Genomic DNA, 14484 nt, shown 5'->3' on the forward strand with positions numbered 1-14484 from the left:
GGCGCTGGTCCAGGTTTATCGCACACCCCCCTGAACACGGGATCTGGCCGACATGAACGGCCCGACCGGGCGCCGTTCGGGTGCGAAGTGTTGGAGGCCGACAGATTGGGCCATGCCTACGTAAAGCGCCTCCACACCCCCCTTGGCGTGGTACGTCTCGTGCCAGAAGCCCGCGTGAGCCGAGAGTTCGCGGATCTGCCGCCACCAAGCCGAATGAGGTTCGCTACATGTAAACTGCTCAAGAGTGTCCAGATCGCGCCAATATTGGCGGAACCCGATGTGCATCGGGCTAAACATCATGCCCTCGTGTGCCAAGAGACCCTCGGGGCGATCACGCGCGATTTGACGTAACCCAGGTCCGATCCGGCGTAATGCCAGCAGGCCCCGCCATCCCTTCAGTTTGAATCCCAACATGATCATGACGATGTCGGGATAGTTTGAAAGGTCCACGGACTGACGGTTCACCGGTACTTGCATTCCATCACTCCATGATGTGTACGGTGCACACATAGACCAATTGTGTACGGTGTAAACATGCCCGATGTCCATAATTTCGATTTGCGAGCACAGCTCCTCGCCGCCGCGTTAGCCGCTCTGGAGCGGGGCGAGGATGTCGGTCTACGAGCGCTCGCCCGCGAAGCAGGTGTTTCGGCGATGGCGCCGTACCGGCACTTCCGCGACAAAGCGGCTCTGCTCGGGGCCGTGGCAATGCGCGGATTCGAGGATCTCCGGAGTGCATTGCTGGCTGCTGACGAACAGCCGGACGCGCGCTCTGCGCTCGTTGCGCAGGGAGAAGCCTACCTAGCCTTTGCCCGTGCGCGGCCGGCATTATTTCGTCTTATGTTCGCCTGCCATGATTCCGGCCCCCCGACCGACGAAGGGAATGCCTATGGGGTGATGGTACGGCGGGTTCTGGAGCTTTCTCCCGCTGACCCCGAAGCGGCAAAGCTGGCGTGTTGGTCCGCGGTCCATGGAATGGCGACGCTCGCGCTGGATGGCGGCCTGCCGATCGGTGGGCCACAACTGGAGCATGCAGCTTTGTGCCTTGTTATTTCAGGCCTGACCGGCCCGGCTCTTGCCTGACCCCTAATAACGGTCCCGGTCTCGCGTTCGACCCCGTTGCTCAGACCTCCAGCCGGCATCGGGCAGGACGGTTGGTCGTTAGTTCAACTGCGCGCGCTTTCGGGGAATAGTCGTATCATCGTGTCGAGAACGTCTGTACCGCCTGCGCAATTGCCTTTCCGCGCTATCGTTCGGCTGGCGGACTGCTTACCACCGCGGGAGAATGACAATGTCCGACACGTTGGCAAACCGATACCCGCGATCGTTGCGCATTCTGCACTGGGTGCGCGCCGGACTTGTGCTAAGCCTGATCGCCGCTGGGTGGACGATGACTGGCCTGCCCGATGCCGCGGCGGTAAAGTTTACCGTTTTTTACCCGTGGCATAAATCATTCGGAGTGCTGGTGGTTGCGATCGTTCTGGTTCAGCTCGCGATCCGCTCTCAATCCACGCTCCCGCATCCACCAGACGCCCTTCCCCGCCACGAGCGCGTGCTTTCAGAAATGGTCCACCGCACGATGTACCTCCTGCTGATCGTTGTACCTCTCATGGGCTATGCGATGTCGAGCAGCTACACAGAGAGCGACGGTGTCTTCTTCTTCGGTATGCATTTGCCCGAATTGCTGCCCAAGAACGATGCGCGGTTCCGCGTTTTCCAGTGGCTTCACAGCACCCTCGCCTACACGCTGCTTGGCCTTATCGCGTTGCACGTCGCGGGGGCGCTCAAACACCGTTTCCTCGACCGCGACCGGTCTGCCGACGTGCTCCCGCGCATGTTTTGAGTTGCAGCGCTATCGAGAGCCTACCGATCCTCTATTTGCCATCGCTCCAGCCGACACAGGATTCCGCATGACGAGGCGGTAAAGGCTCGGCAACAGTACGAGTGTCAGCAGGGTCGAGGTAACGATTCCCCCGATCACCACCGTCGCCAAGGGGCGCTGCACTTCGGCGCCCGCACCGCTAGCGATCGCCATCGGCACGAAGCCGATCGCCGCAACAAGCGCGGTTGATAGGACCGGGCGCAACCGGTCGCGTGCGCCTTGGCGAACTGCCTCGTCGACCGGCAGCGCGTCGCCGTCGCGACCATCGCGCAGACTGTTGATATGATCCACCAGCACCAGCCCGTTGAGCATCGCGATCCCTGACAGCGCGATGAACCCGATGGCCGCCGTGATCGAGAACGGCATCCCGCGTAGCCACAACGCCAGCACACCCCCGGTTACCGCAAACGGGATGCCGGTATAGACGATCACCGCCTCCTTGATGCTGCCAAGCGCCGCGTAGACCAGCAGGAAGATTAGCAGCAGCGCGGCGGGGACGACGATCGACAGGCGCTTCTGCGCAGCCTCCAACTGGTGGAACTGGCCGCCGAATTCGATCTGGTAGCCGGGCGGCAGCTTGACCTGACCGTCGACCGCGGCGCGCGCACGCGCGACGTAGCCGGCGAGGTCGCTGGTCTTGAGATTGACCATCAACGCCGCACGACGGTTGCCGCTGTCGTGCAGGATCGGCTCGACCGTTCGCGTCTCCCGCAGCCGCGCGACGCGGGACAGCGGCACCATGCCGTAGTCGCCGACGCGCAGCGGCAGTGCGAGGATCGCGGCCGGGTTCGCGCGGAGACCTTCGGCCATGCGCACGACGATTGCGTGCCTCGCTTCATTGTGCGGGATGAATCCGACCTCCGACCCCGCGACCGCGTCAGTGATCGCCGCGTTGACCTCCGCAGTGCTCAACCCAAGCCGCAACAAGGCAGCATGGTCGAGTTCGACGACGATGCTCTTCGGGCGTCCCGCGGTCTCGAACTCGACGCTTTCGGTGCCCGCCTGCTTCTCGAGGATGGCTTTCGCCTGCTTCGCCGCGCGTTCGAGCACGTCGTAATCATCGCCGAAGATTTTGACCGAAACATCCGCGCGCACGCCCTCGAGCATTTCGTTGAACCGCATCTCGATCGGCTGAGCGAACTCGAACGTCTGGCCGCGATAGACCTCCTCACCGATTTTGCGAATTCCCTCGACCAACTCGTCCTTGCTCCTCGGCGCGCCGTTCCCGGTCGGCCAGTCCTTCTGGGGCGCGTAAAATATGTAGAGGTCGTTCTCGTTGGGCGGCATCGGATCTGTCGCGACTTCGCTGGTCCCGATGCGCGAGAAGGTATGCGTCACCTGCGGGAAGTGCCGCTTGATCTGGCGCTCGGTTTCCCGCTCGATCGCAAGGCTGCGTTCGAGCGACATGCCGACCGGGCGATAGACCATCGCGGTGATCGCGCCCTCGTCGAGCTGCGGGGTGAATTGCGAGCCGAGCGTCCGGAACACCCCGAACGTCACTGCCAGAAGCGCGGCCGCCCCGATCACGAGCAGCCACGGATGCGCGATCGCGCGCTCGAGCACCGGCGCATAGCCACGCTCCGCGTAGCCGATCACCCCCGCGTGCCGGCCGTCTTCCTTCTCGCTCACGGGCGCGCGCAACAGCCAGGCGGACAGCATGGGGACGATCGTGAAGGTCCACGCCAGCCCTGCGACGATCGCGAGCATCACCGCCTGCGCCATCGGCTGGAACAGCTTGCCCTCGACCCCGCCGAAGCTGAGGACGGGGACATAGACCAAAGCGATGATCGCGATCCCGAACAGCGTAGGGCGCGCGACCATCCGCGCCGCGTCCGCCACGGTAGCGCGACGTTCTTCGGAAGTCAGATCCTCTCCCTTGGCGCGGCGGCGCTCGGCAAGCAGCCGCAAGCTGTTCTCGACAACGACGATCGCCCCGTCGACGATCAGCCCAAAATCGAGCGCGCCAAGGCTCATCAGATTACCCGACACGCCGATCGCGTTCATCCCTGTCACCGTGACGAGGAACGCGAGCGGGATGACCAGCGTCACGATCAGCGCCGCACGCCAGTTGCCCATCACGAACAACAGCACCAGCGCAACGAGCAGTGCACCCTCGCCGAGATTGTGCTCGACCGTCGAGATGGTGCGGTCGACCAGCTCGGCGCGGCTATATTGCTGGTCGATCACCATGCCCCTGGGCAGTGCCGCGCGGATATCGGGGAGCGCCTGTTCCGCGCGCAATGCGACCTCGCGGCTGTTCTGGCCGACCAGCATCATCACCGTGCCTAGGACGGTCTCGCGTCCGTTCTGCGTGGCGGCTCCCTGGCGCGGTGCCGCGCCAATGACGACATTGGCGACATCGCGAACCTGAAGCGGCAGGATGCCGCCTGCGAACTTGACCGGGATCGCGCCGATATCGGTCGCATTCCTGACGCGGCCGTTGGTCAGCACCGTAAAGCGCTCTGCCCCGCGCGCGATGATCCCGCCGCCCGCATTATCGACATTTTTGCCGACCGCAGCCGCGAGTTCGGCAGCGGTGACGCCGTGCATCGTCAGCCGCAACGGATCCGGCTCGACGACGAACTGCTGCTCGAGTCCGCCGTTGGTGTTGACGTCGGCTACCCCCGTCACCGCGCGCAACATCGGGCGGACGGTGTATTCCTGCGCCTCGTACAGCTCCATCAACTGCCGCTGCGGGTCCATCTCCGGCGGCAGGCGCTTCCATTCGAGCGTGTAATAATAGATCTCACCCAGCCCGGTCGTGATCGGCGCGAGCTGCGGCGAGGCGCCCGGCGGCAATTGGTCGCGGACAGCGTTCAACCGCTCGGTGACGAGCTGCCGCGCGCGCATCTGGTCGGTGCCGTCCTCATAGATGAGCGTGACCTGCGACAGCCCGGTCTTGGTCAGCGCGCGCGTTTCTTTAAGCCCCGGTTGTCCCGCCATCGCGCGTTCGATTGGCAAGGTTGCAAGCCGCTCGATTTCCTCGGGGGCCAGCGAGGGAACCATCGTGTTGACCTGAACCTGGACGCCGGTGATGTCCGGGATCGCATCGATCCGCAGCGTTGCAAACGACCAGATGCCGATCGCAGCGATCACCGCCGTGACGGCTGCGACGACCAGCCGATTACGGGTGACGAAGGCGAGCAGCCAGCCGATCATCGGACGAGCGCGGTGCCGCCGTTGAGCGCGCGCAACATCAACAACGACTCGATCGCCTCGCGCCGGGTCGAAAGCAGGGCGTTGGTCGCCTCGACATAGGATTGCTGCATCTGCATGTACGTCGTCAGCGGGATCGCGCCGAGCCGATAATTGCGGTCTGCGTCTTCCGCTGTACTGGCAAAGCTCTGCGTCGACGCGCCGTCCCATTTGGTCAGCGCCTGGCGTTTGGCCTCATATTGCGCTGCCTGGTCGAACACGTCACGCGCGATGCGTCGTTCGGCATTGATCAGCGTAGCGTTCGCTTGCGCCTGCCGTCCCTGCTCGACCGCGACCTCGCCGGCCTGACGGTTCCACAGGGGGATCGTCGTCGACAGGCGCACACCGTAATTGGTCTCGCGAATGTCCGAGCGCGCGCGGTCATAATAGGGCCCGACGCCGAGGACCGGAACCCGTGCCTTACGCGCAAGATCGACGCGCAGCCCCTGCTGCTCAAATTGCGCGCGCAAGGCCTTGAGTTCGAAGTTGTTTGCGCTCGCCCGGTCCGCGAGCAGCTCGCTCGATCCAAGCGCGGGCAGGCTCATGTCGGGACGCACGATCCGGATCCGCACCGCAAAAGCGGCGCCGCGCAACTGGTTGAGTTCGTACAACGCCGAATTCGCCTCGGCGTCCGCCAGCGCTGCGGTGCGTTCGGCGCTAATTGCACCAGCCTGCAACGACGCCGCCTCCAGTCGCGGCGCTGGACCGGCGGGATCGCGCGCCACGATGATCCGCGCGAGCCCGCGCATCCGCTCCGCAACGGTGCGCGCGACGTTCGCTTTCTCGTCGGCGGCGAATAGCGCGTAGCCAAGCGTGCGCGCGCGGGCTGCCAGTGTTGCGTCGAACTGCTGCAGCCCCATTCTGGCAAGCTCGACCTGTCGTTCGGCGATCGCCCGCCGCAAAGCAATCCGACCACCGAACTCGATTGGCTGGACGACCGACACCGCATAGGTCGTCCCGTCCCCCAGCGGCGCCCCAGTGGTGCGATCGTTCGCGTTGCGCTGGCCGAACTCGACCACCGCCTCGGGGTCCGCCCACCGCCCGGCGGCGGCGCGCTCGACCCCTGCGGTCTCGATCTGGCGCTGGTAGAATTGGCGTTCCGGATTGTTCGCGACAACGTCCTGCACCAGCCGGTCGAGCGACATTGCTGTTGTTTGACCTGCCACTTGCGCCGCACTGGCGGTGGGCACCCCGACGATGGCCAGGCAGATAAGCAAATTTCGCATTGGTAATCCCATTACTCCAGGTCGGCGTTACGCACCCGCCCCGGCCCCCGTCGACTAAATCCTGGTTCAGAGTCTGAACTGCTATTCAGTTGACGGTGCTATCCATAACCGGCGAAGCGGATGTGTGACGCACATTCTGCTCATCGAGGACGACGCGGGCACCGCGAGCGAGATTGCGCTCGAGCTCACCGCAAGCGGCTATGACGTAACGCATTGCGCGCTTGTAGCGGAGGGGCTTCATGCGGCGCGGGGTGAAGGCGTGGATCTCCTGATCGTGGACCGACAGCTTCCCGATGGTGAGGGTCTCGACCTGATCCAGCAATTGCGCGGCGAAGGCCGCCGCACACCTGCGCTCGTGCTAAGCGCGCTCGGGAGCCTCGATGATCGGGTGCGGGGCTTGCGCGCAGGCGGCGACGATTACCTGCCCAAGCCGTTCGCGCTGATCGAACTCGTCGCGCGGGTGCAGGCGCTGCTGCGCCGCCCCAACGAGTCGCGCGACACACGGCTGTTCGTCGGCCCGCTCGGCCTCGACCTTTTGAAAGGAACCGCGACCCGCGCGGGCCGCGCGCTGGACCTGCTTCCGCGGGAACTGAAATTGCTGGAGTATCTCGTCCGGCGTCCGGGGCGGATCATTACCCGCTCGATGCTGCTGCAGGACGTTTGGGGGTATAGTTTCGAGCCCAATAGCAACGTCGTCGACGTTCATATCGGACGGTTGCGGCGCAAGGTCGATGCCGAAGGCGAACCCCAACTCATCCGCAATGTTCGGGGGCAAGGCTATGTCTTCGAAATCCTCGGCTGACCCCCGGGCGCGCGCGACCTGGCGCTGGGGTGGCGCAATCGCGTTCCTGCTCGTTGCCCAGTCGCTCGTGCTGGCGGGCTTGTTCTGGTTGCTCGCCTCCGGCGCCCACCGCCGGGAATCGGAACGCAGCTTCCAGCAGGATTGCAGTGCGTTCGCGCACCTTGCCGGAACGCTGCGGCGATCCGAACTGCGTGAAGCGCTCACTCGCGACATCCATCGCAACCGTTTCCTCGCGTTGTTCGCGCGCGACGGGTCGCTGATCGCGGGCAATGTTGCCGCGCTTCCTGCCGCGACGGTCGTGGGGGCAGCGTCGTTCGTGGCCGCGGTGCGCCCGACCGAGCTGCCTGGCAAGGATAGTGACGTCGCGCGGATCGCGGTCTGCGCGATGCCTGATGGCGCGCGCCTGCTCACCGGGGTCGATCTCGACGATTCGCAGGAAGCGTTGCGCGTTATCGAACAATCGCTTGTTTTCGGGCTGCTTCCCGGTGTTCTGTTAGCAATCGGGATCGGGCTTTTCGCAGGGCGCCGTGCGGCGCAACAGGTCGATGCGGTCCGCGCACTGACCGAGCGGATCGTCGCGGGCGACCTTGAGCGACGGCTTCCGGTCGGGGAAAACCCTGATAGTTTTGGTCTGTTATGCGCGCATATCAACACCATGCTCGACCGAATAGAGGCGCTTGTGGTCGAAATGCGCGGGGTTGGCGACGATATCGCGCATCAGTTGCGCACCCCGTTGACTCGACTTCGCGCGCGGATCGAACGTGGGCTGCGCGATCTGGGCAACCCGTCGAGCAAGGCGACCGCCGATGCGTCGCTCGCCGAGATCGACCAGTTGCTCGGGATCGTCGCCGCGCTGCTGCGGATCCGCGAGCTCGGGGATCACGCCCGCCGTAGCCGCTTCGCCGCGGTCGACCTCGGACGTCTGGCGCAGGACGCGTGCGACCTCCATCTCCCGACCGCGGAAGATCGGGGCATGACGCTTACTTGCGTGGTTGAGTCCAACGGCGTTGTCGAAGGCGATGCGAGCCTGTTGATGGAAGCGCTATCCAACTTGATCGACAATGCCATGAAGTTCGGGCCCCCCGGCGGTCGCGTGACGGTGACCGTGCGGAAGGACCGCGGCAGCATCGTGATTGCGGTCGCCGACGAGGGCGACGGAGTCCCGGTCGGCGAGCGGGCGCTTGTCACGCAACGCTTCTACCGCGGTCGGCATGACTGCGAAGGCGCCGGGCTGGGTCTCAGTCTGGTGAAGGCGATTGCCGAGCTTCACGGGTTCACGCTGCGCTTCGCCGATACCGGTAGCACGGCGTCGCTGGTCGGTCCCGCGCCCGCTGTCTGAACGCGAATTTAGACAACCTGTTCGGGGGATACACGTTCACGCTCCCAGTCCCCACCGGCAGGCATCGCGTCCGGGTTTCGGCGATTGCCGTCTGCCCTAGTCCAAGGAATTCTCGTGCGTTCCATCTTCATTATCGCCGCATCGTTGCTGACCGCGGCGCCCGCGCTGGCGCAGCCCCAGCAACCGAACGGCCCCTTCCCGCTCAATAGCGTCACAGACCGCATCCATTCCGGACCGCAGGGCAACGATTTGCGTGCGTCGACGCGCGCTTTGCAACAGACGCTGACCGAATTGCAGCAGCTTCAACTCCAAACCAAGCAGGCGCATTGGAACGTCTCGGGCACGTTGTTCTACCCACTGCACGAACTGTTGCAGGACCATTATGAGGGCGTTGCCAAATATGCCGACGAGATCGCCGAACGGCTTCAAGGCATCGGCGTATCCTCCGACGGCCGCGCCAACACGATCGTCCGCACCAGCCGGATCCCCGAATTTCCGGGTGGCTTCGTCGATGATGCGCAGGTCATCCAATGGTTCGCACAATATTATCGCGTGACGAGCGACGAGATCGCGCAGGGAATCAAGGCAACAGAGGACAAGGACCCGACGACGTCCAACCTGCTACAGGAGGTCCAACATGCGATCGACAAATATCAGTGGCAGATGCGGGCGATGATCCAGTCGACCCCGACCGACCCCAACACCGGGGCAGACCTCAACAACGGCCGTGCGCTGGCACCTGCCGGCCGCCCCAGTGCGCCGGTCCAGTAAGGTCATGCCGCGGACAACGCCCCTGCTCACGGCAACGTTGCTGCTTGGGGCCTGTGTTCCAGCGGGGCATCTGCAACGGGCGCGGGCGTCCGCGCCCGCGTTCGACCCAACGGTTTTTTTTGCGGGCGATACACGCGGCGTCGGCAGCCTGAAGGTGATCACAAAGGCGCGCCAAACCGTTCGGGTGACGGGGCATGGCGTCGTACAGCCCGACGGAACGATCGTCCTGACGCAAGACGTGCGCCGGGGCAATCGCCCCGTCGTCCATCGCATTTGGCGTTTGCGCCCGGTGGCGCCCGGCCGCTTTGGCGGAACGCTGACAGGCGCAATCGGGCCGGTCACGGGTGACACCCACGGCAATGCACTCCATCTGTCGTTCCGGCTGAAAGGCGGGATGCACGCGCAACAGTGGCTGTACCTTCAGCCCGGCGGACAGCGTTCCCGTAACCGGATGGTCATCACGAAACTGGGAATTCCGGTCGCCAGTCTGGACGAAACAATCACCCGCGGAACGGAGGAACCGAACCACCGCACGGAACGCGTTGCCGTAACCTGGTAGCCGCAGGCTTGCGGCCGTTGCGAACGATGTCGCGGACATCGCGCAGGGGATCGGCGCTTTCCCTGCCGGTCGCCGCAGGCCGACGGTTGGGCAACCGATGCTATCAGCATACCGAGGATCTTTGACGGCGCGCGATCCCGTTGATGATCGCTTTACCGCGGTCAGGAGGACCGAACGGCCTTATTTCTTCAACATCCGCAATGTTGCCGCAATGCAGGGCAAGCAAAGTCTTGTTCACGTACATTATGGTGCGTCGGGAAGATCCTTTTTCATTGACCGAAGGGGCCTCGGTGCAAATCCTCATAGTAGAAGACGAGATCGAAATTGCCGAAACATTGCGCAATGTGTTGCAGCGCGAGTTATTCGTCGTCGACCATGTCGCTCGTTTGGCTATGGCGCATGAGGCGGTTCGGTCAATTTCTTACGATCTGATATTGCTCGACAGAACGCTGCCCGATGGTGATGGACTGTCGCTCGTTCGCGTATTGCGGACCGAACATCCGGGACTCCCGATCATCGTGCTGAGCGCGCGCGGAGACGTCCGTGACCGTGTCGCTGGCCTGGACGAGGGCGCAGACGATTATCTCATCAAGCCTTTCGCGCTTGAAGAGATGTTCGCACGGATCCGCGCGGTTCGCCGTCGCCCCGCCGTGCTTTGCGTCGAGGAGATCCGCGCTGGAGCGCTGGTCTTCGATGTGGTGCACGACGAAGCCCTGGTCGCGGGCGTTCGGCTCGATCTGGTCCGTCGGGAGTTGCGGGTCCTGGCGACGTTGATGAAGCGTCGCGGGCGGACGGTGCTCCGCGAATCGCTGGAACAAGCGGTCTACGGGTTCGACGACGAGGTTCAATCTAACACCCTCGATTCGCACGTCTCGCGGCTTCGCCGAAAACTGAGCGAGGCAGGTGCCGGGCTCGAAATCCACGCGGTCAGGGGCGTCGGATATTTGCTCAGGGCATCAACATGAGCCGGAAGCCGCGTTCGCTGAAGCGCTCTCTCATCCTGCAACCCCTGCTTTTCCAATTCGTGACGGTCTTCCTCCTCTTCTCAATCGTCCTGATCTTCGCGACCCGGATGAATAACGGGGCGGTATTTGTCGATGATATCATTCCCGGCGTCATCGCTGGCTCCATCGAGCGCGCCGAAGCTGGTCGCCTGATGGTACGCAACACGCCGGAACTGGCAAAGCTTCGCGCAGACGCGCCAGGCCTCTGGTTTATCGCCGAGGACAATATCGGCCGAACCGTCACATACGGACGCGTACCGCAGGAATATGCAAACTTTGCCGGGGCGTTGCATCGGCTGCTCAATGTACAAATACGAGATCGGTCACCGCCTTATCGTTTGTCCGCCGTGATCCGCTCCGAGAATTCCCGCGCCGGGACGCTCACCATTCTCGCGCACGGGAAATTCACTCTGTTGAGCTTCCTCATCCTCGCAGCCTCGAACGCCGCCAGCATCGTTATCATCGTGTTGCTCGGCGTGACGTCGATGATCGTGACGCCTTGGATCGTCAACCGATCGCTCGCGGGCGTGAACAGGATTGCCGAGGAAGCACAGCATATCCAGATCGACCGACGCGGCTGGCGGCTGCGTGAAGCACAGGTGCCGGCCGAGATCCTTCCGCTGGTCCGCGCGGTAAACCACGTCCTCGACCGCCTTGACGAGGGGTATGAACGCCAGCGGCGGTTCATCGCCTCCGCGGCGCACGAGCTGCGAACACCGATCGCCATCCTTAGCCTCAAGATCGACTCAGCCGCCGAGGCATCCACGCGCGCCCTTGGGAGCGATCTCGAGCGGCTCGCCACCCTTGCGGAGCAATTGCTCGATTTCCAGCGACTGGATGCAGTCGGAATGAGGGGCGACGTGGATCTCGTAACGCTCGTCAAGCACGTCGCCGCTGAGCTCGCGCCATTGCTGATCGCCACGGATCGTACGATCGAAGTGGTGATCGATGCGGCGTGGCCGATCCAAGGGGATGTCGGGGCGATCGAGCGGGTCGTCACGAACCTCGTACAGAATGCGATCGACCATGGCGGCAGCCGGGTTGTGGTCCGCGTCCTGGGTGCCGCGTTCGAAGTGGAAGACGACGGCCCGGGCATTCCATCAGATGAACGCGAGCGCGTCTTCGAACCGTTCCATCGCCTACGGCCAAGATCCGCGGGAAGCGGGCTTGGCCTTCATCTGGTGCATCAAGTGATCGAACGTCATGGCGGGCGGGTGGCGATCTTCGATGCCTTGTCGGGTGGCACGGTCGTGCGCGTGGAATCCCTGCCGCGCTGAGGTTCTGAGCGCATACGCCATGCTGCCGCAATCTTGCGCCGCCAACGCCGGTCTTGCGGTCGATAAAAGCCGTTCAAGATCCGCCCGGCCGCACTCGACATATCGTTGCGGTTTGCGGGCTGAAATCTTGATCTCTGAGATAATTATGAAATCCCGGAAGAGAGATCAGCGATGCACGACTATTTTCTCTCCTTTTGCCGGCGGCACATCTGGCCGATCGGCGTTGCAATCCTGCCCGTCCTGACCTTGGCCGGCTGCGAAACCCCGAGAGAGCGCGAGCGAATATCACTCGCGCAAGACAAGCAGACGTGCGCCAACTTCGGGGCGTTCGCCGGTCGTGACCATTTGCAGTGTATGCTGATCCAACAACGGCGGCGCGACACGCAACAGACCGAACGTCTGGAGCGCACACGCGTTACGTCAGAAATCGTCCGGAACATGCGGGAAATGACGGACCTCCGGATACGGCGATGCGAGCGGGATCGTCGCTGGAAAGATCAGGCTGACCGTCGACGGCGGCCGTGCACGTAAACCCATCCGTAGTTCGCACTCTGGCGCGGGTGCAAGCAACCGCCTGGTTCCGACCACGACGATCATCCCGCCAACGTCATCCCCCCGCGATCGAGCTCGCAATGTTCCCGCAATTCCCGAGATCCAAAGCGCTTTTGCGGTCTCGGAAAGACCGATCGAAAGGGATCTCATGAACATCTTTACCATCATCGCCAGCGCCCTCATCCTCATGCCGATCGCGGCGACTGCACAGGAACAAGAACCGACCGAACGGCAGGCCGAGGACTTGCCGGTCGCGCCGATATTCACCGGTTTAAAGTTCGGTTCGGGCCTGCATTATCAGTCGACCACGGCCAAATATGCGCTGCCCCGTATTAAATCCTCGATCGACACGAAAAAGGGTGACTTAGGGTATCGCTTCCACGTCGGGTACGACGCGCAAGTCGGCAACGTGCTCGTCGTAGGCTCTGAAGCGGGCATAGAGCATGGCGGGGCGACCCTGACCGCCGCCAGCGACCTGGGTGATTATTCGCTGAAACCCAGCTGGTCCTGGGATGCTTCGGCTCGCGCCGGCGTGCTCGCCGCACCGTCGGTCCTGATGTACGCCCGCGCGGGATACAGTTGGCAGCGGATTGAGGAACAGACGGATTTCACCGCAATCGCGAGCCGGGACTTGAACACCAGCAGCACCAAGAAAGGATTTCTGTTTGGCGGCGGGGTCGAAGCAAAATTTACGGATCGACTCTTCGTTCGAGCCGAATACGATCGCATGAATTACAGGAATGGCCTCAAGACATCAAAGGCGATGATTGCATTCATTTCAAAGTTGTAACCGTTTTTCTCGGCGTGTGACCTGTAACGCGACCAAGAGTGGATATTCGGGACCGCAGATGAAGCCTATGATGAAACCGGTACTGAAAACAATCCTGATGCTGTTCTTGTTCGCGTTCTGCGCCGATCCGGTCTTTGCGAAGGCACCGGAACCAAAGCGTGCCATGCGTCCCAACACATCGCTCTATATTCCGATGCGGGACGGCGTGCGGCTGGCGGTGGACCTTTGGATACCGGTCGACGGGGCCCCCGCTGGGCGAATGCCAACGGTGATGGAAACAACCCGATATTGGCGCGCGAACAGCAAGGGACCCAAGCGCAGCGCCACTCAACGCGCGTTCAACGCCAGGGGCTATGCCTATATGATCATCGATGCCCGAGGGTCGGGCGCCTCGTTCGGCCACCGGAAGATGGAGTGGTCTCCCGATAAGGTTGCGGATCGGCGAGACGTCGTCGAATCGATCGTCACACGCACTTGGTCCAATGGCAAAGTGGGGGGCGTCGGCACTTCGTATAGCGGGAATACCGCCGAGTTGCTCGCCGCGACCGGCCACCCGGCGGTCAAGGCGGTCGCGCCGCTCTAGAGCGACTTTGACCCAGGCAGTTTTTGGCCGGGTGGTGTCCGCATCCGTGGCTTTGTCGATAGCTGGGTTGCTGCGAATGCGGCGCTCGATGCCAATGATCTCTGTGCGCTGGCCAAATTGGCGAAGACGCCGTGTTTCCTGGCCAAAACCTTCGTTGGTGGAGTGAAACCCGTCGATGGCCCGGACGGCGAAAAACTTCTGGCCGAAGCAGTTGCGGACCACCGCGCCAACGCGGACTTGAGCACGTCGATCGCACAGACCGAATTTTCGGATAACAAAGGCCCTGCGGGCCTGGGGATTTCCGACGTGGCGCCGTATCGGTATCGCGCAGCGATCGAGGCTGCGGCCGTCCCGATGCTGGGCTATGCCGGATGGATGGACGGCGCGACCGCAGCGGGGGCGATCGCGCGGTTCAACAGCTTCAGCAACGTCCAGAAGGTCTATATCGGCGCGCGGTCGCACGGCGGCCGATTTGATACCGATCCGTTCAAACCAAGAAAGGCT

15 protein-coding genes are annotated in these 14484 nt (G+C 63.1%); 12 read left to right on the top strand and 3 right to left on the bottom strand.

Going from position 1 to position 14484, the window contains the following annotated elements; genetic code table 11:
* Positions 1-15: 15 nt before the first annotated feature.
* A complete protein-coding gene (locus tag QBJ92_RS09105; RefSeq protein WP_277969369.1) occupies positions 16-477 on the bottom strand; it encodes a monooxygenase family protein in 462 nt (153 codons plus the stop codon).
* Positions 478-534: 57 nt separating this feature from the next.
* On the opposite strand from QBJ92_RS09105, the gene QBJ92_RS09110 reads away from it, so the two are divergent.
* On the top strand, positions 535-1083 hold the full coding sequence (locus QBJ92_RS09110) for a TetR/AcrR family transcriptional regulator (RefSeq protein WP_277969370.1): 549 nt from the start codon (positions 535-537) through the stop codon (positions 1081-1083).
* 208 nt (positions 1084-1291) lie between these two features.
* Complete coding sequence (locus tag QBJ92_RS09115; protein ID WP_277969371.1) at positions 1292-1843, top strand: cytochrome b; 552 nt, start codon at positions 1292-1294, stop codon at positions 1841-1843.
* A gap of 9 nt (positions 1844-1852) precedes the next feature.
* On the opposite strand, the gene QBJ92_RS09120 is transcribed toward QBJ92_RS09115, so the two are convergent.
* Together QBJ92_RS09120 and QBJ92_RS09125 are read right to left on the bottom strand one after the other, a co-directional pair.
* Positions 1853-5041: an efflux RND transporter permease subunit gene (locus QBJ92_RS09120; RefSeq protein ID WP_277969372.1), complete on the bottom strand. Its 3189-nt coding sequence runs from the start codon at positions 5039-5041 to the stop codon at positions 1853-1855.
* Positions 5038-6303 carry a TolC family protein gene (locus QBJ92_RS09125; RefSeq protein ID WP_277969373.1) on the bottom strand — a complete coding sequence of 422 codons (1266 nt, stop codon included), beginning with the start codon at positions 6301-6303 and terminating at the stop codon, positions 5038-5040. Before QBJ92_RS09125 ends, QBJ92_RS09120 begins: the two co-directional genes overlap by 4 nt.
* A 124-nt stretch (positions 6304-6427) precedes the next feature.
* On the opposite strand from QBJ92_RS09125, the gene QBJ92_RS09130 reads away from it, so the two are divergent.
* The 10 genes from QBJ92_RS09130 to QBJ92_RS09175 all read left to right on the top strand — a co-directional run.
* Positions 6428-7105, top strand: a complete 678-nt coding sequence (locus QBJ92_RS09130; protein WP_277969374.1) for a response regulator transcription factor — start codon at positions 6428-6430, stop codon at positions 7103-7105.
* A complete protein-coding gene (locus QBJ92_RS09135) occupies positions 7083-8444 on the top strand; it encodes a sensor histidine kinase (protein WP_277969375.1) in 1362 nt (453 codons plus the stop codon). The genes QBJ92_RS09130 and QBJ92_RS09135 overlap by 23 nt, the downstream gene beginning before the upstream one ends.
* A gap of 114 nt (positions 8445-8558) precedes the next feature.
* Positions 8559-9215: a Dps family protein gene (locus QBJ92_RS09140; RefSeq protein WP_277969376.1), complete on the top strand. Its 657-nt coding sequence runs from the start codon at positions 8559-8561 to the stop codon at positions 9213-9215.
* Between the two features lie 4 nt (positions 9216-9219).
* Positions 9220-9774, top strand: a complete 555-nt coding sequence (locus tag QBJ92_RS09145; protein ID WP_277969377.1) for a DUF3833 family protein — start codon at positions 9220-9222, stop codon at positions 9772-9774.
* Between the two features lie 272 nt (positions 9775-10046).
* A complete protein-coding gene (locus tag QBJ92_RS09150) occupies positions 10047-10739 on the top strand; it encodes a response regulator (RefSeq protein ID WP_277969378.1) in 693 nt (230 codons plus the stop codon).
* Complete coding sequence (locus tag QBJ92_RS09155; protein ID WP_277969379.1) at positions 10736-12055, top strand: sensor histidine kinase; 1320 nt, start codon at positions 10736-10738, stop codon at positions 12053-12055. The genes QBJ92_RS09150 and QBJ92_RS09155 overlap by 4 nt, the downstream gene beginning before the upstream one ends.
* A gap of 171 nt (positions 12056-12226) precedes the next feature.
* On the top strand, positions 12227-12586 hold the full coding sequence (locus QBJ92_RS09160) for a hypothetical protein (RefSeq protein ID WP_277969380.1): 360 nt from the start codon (positions 12227-12229) through the stop codon (positions 12584-12586).
* 169 nt (positions 12587-12755) lie between these two features.
* The gene (locus QBJ92_RS09165) at positions 12756-13397 is read left to right on the top strand and encodes an outer membrane protein (protein ID WP_277969381.1); all 642 of its coding nucleotides are present in this window, start codon (positions 12756-12758) and stop codon (positions 13395-13397) included.
* Between the two features lie 58 nt (positions 13398-13455).
* On the top strand, positions 13456-13980 hold the full coding sequence (locus QBJ92_RS09170; protein WP_277969382.1) for a CocE/NonD family hydrolase: 525 nt from the start codon (positions 13456-13458) through the stop codon (positions 13978-13980).
* 117 nt (positions 13981-14097) lie between these two features.
* Positions 14098-14484, top strand: a 387-nt coding sequence (locus QBJ92_RS09175; RefSeq protein WP_277969383.1) for a hypothetical protein, incomplete at its 3' end; no start/stop codon positions are given.

This window comes from Sphingomonas echinoides, from assembly GCF_029623395.1.
GTDB lineage: Bacteria > Pseudomonadota > Alphaproteobacteria > Sphingomonadales > Sphingomonadaceae > Sphingomonas > Sphingomonas echinoides_A.

Excerpts from the sequence above, each read along its gene's own strand:
- QBJ92_RS09115 (WP_277969371.1), top strand. The coding sequence starts at position 1,292 with ATGTCCGACACGTTGGCAAACCGATACCCGCGATCGTTGCGCATTCTG.
- QBJ92_RS09110 (WP_277969370.1), top strand. The coding sequence starts at position 535 with ATGCCCGATGTCCATAATTTCGATTTGCGAGCACAGCTCCTCGCCGCC.
- QBJ92_RS09165 (WP_277969381.1), top strand. The coding sequence starts at position 12,756 with ATGAACATCTTTACCATCATCGCCAGCGCCCTCATCCTCATGCCGATC.
- QBJ92_RS09105 (WP_277969369.1), bottom strand. The coding sequence starts at position 477 with ATGCAAGTACCGGTGAACCGTCAGTCCGTGGACCTTTCAAACTATCCC.
- QBJ92_RS09125 (WP_277969373.1), bottom strand. The coding sequence starts at position 6,303 with ATGCGAAATTTGCTTATCTGCCTGGCCATCGTCGGGGTGCCCACCGCC.
- QBJ92_RS09160 (WP_277969380.1), top strand. The coding sequence starts at position 12,227 with ATGCACGACTATTTTCTCTCCTTTTGCCGGCGGCACATCTGGCCGATC.
- QBJ92_RS09120 (WP_277969372.1), bottom strand. The coding sequence starts at position 5,041 with ATGATCGGCTGGCTGCTCGCCTTCGTCACCCGTAATCGGCTGGTCGTC.
- QBJ92_RS09170 (WP_277969382.1), top strand. The coding sequence starts at position 13,456 with ATGAAGCCTATGATGAAACCGGTACTGAAAACAATCCTGATGCTGTTC.
- QBJ92_RS09135 (WP_277969375.1), top strand. The coding sequence starts at position 7,083 with ATGTCTTCGAAATCCTCGGCTGACCCCCGGGCGCGCGCGACCTGGCGC.
- QBJ92_RS09155 (WP_277969379.1), top strand. The coding sequence starts at position 10,736 with ATGAGCCGGAAGCCGCGTTCGCTGAAGCGCTCTCTCATCCTGCAACCC.
- QBJ92_RS09145 (WP_277969377.1), top strand. The coding sequence starts at position 9,220 with ATGCCGCGGACAACGCCCCTGCTCACGGCAACGTTGCTGCTTGGGGCC.